This is a genomic window from Streptomyces sp. NPDC002868, from assembly GCF_055563295.1.
Map to the genome: position 1 here is coordinate 1 of NZ_JBVHDR010000094.1, position 1,149 is coordinate 1,149.

General features: G+C 67.0%; 1 pseudogene. It reads right to left on the reverse strand.

The features are described from left to right. Positions 1 to 1,086 (reverse strand): annotated as a pseudogene (locus tag ACZ3H8_RS40855) (IS630 family transposase). Positions 1,087 to 1,149: the final 63 nt, after the last annotated feature.

A 1,149-nucleotide genomic window follows, 5' to 3' on the forward strand; every position in this document is an offset into this window, starting at 1 on the left:
CTACTGAACTTTCCGTTGAGCTGTCGTGTCGAGCGAGAGGCCGGTTTCGGCGAGGCAACCGTCGATGAGGTCGGTGCGTCGTTGGATGCGGCGCAGGCCGCCGCGGACGGCTTGGACAAGGTGGTCGCGGTCGCGGAAGACGACGTTGGCGGTAGTGCTGCGCCGGAGCAACGACCAAATGCCCTCGACCGGATTGAGGTCGGGGGCGTAACTGGGCAACTGGACGATGGTGAGCCAGTCGTGCTCCGCCGCGTACTCACGTAATCGACCGCATCGATGAACATTCAGAGTTGTCCCAGACCACCACGACGGGACCGCCGAGCTGAAGGTGAGCCCGCACGAGAAGATCACGGTAGTCCTGCCAGGTGAAGCCACGGTGGGCACCTCGGTGATGGCCCTGGATGCGAGGACGGTAGATCAACCGGCTGCGCTGGCCGGACTTGAAGCAGACCAGCGCGGCCATGGAGATGCGGCCGCGGGAGGCGCCGTTGAACCGGACCACAGGTGTGTCGCCTCTCGGTGCCCAGGTGCGTGCCCGGTGCGACGTCATCGAGACGGCGGCTTCATCCTCGAAGACCAGCCATGCCCCGAGCGCCGCCACGGTGGCTTTGCCCGGGGCCAGGACTCCCTCACCCAGCTGGCCACCGCCGCATCGTCACGTTCGACCGCTCGCCGCGCAGGCTGCTGACACGACCAGCCCTGACGCCGCAACAGCTCCCACACGCCTCGGATCGACAGAGACACGCCCAGCTCATCGGCGATCAGCAGTCGTACCCGTGTCAGCGTCCAGCGCTCATCTGCCCAGCCCTGGGCCATCGCGCCTTCCAACAAGATCGGCTCAAGCACGGCGAAGCCACCGTCGTCGACCTTCGGCCGCTTCGCAGGGCCCGACGCGCCCAGCGCCCCGCGCCCTCCCTCCCGCCAGGACCTGCGCCATCGTTCCACCGACCGCAGGCTGACCCGCAGACTCTTTGCTATCACCGCGTGCTTCTCACCCCGCCCGAAGCTGTCGGCCGCGAGCATGCGCACGCGCTCCCGCGCAGCCTGGCCCTGCGGAGTGAGGCCACCACCCTGCGGATACCTCATGCCCACGAACTACCGCAGGGATCAAGCGATGTCATCCCCGACAACTCAACGGAAAGGTCAGTA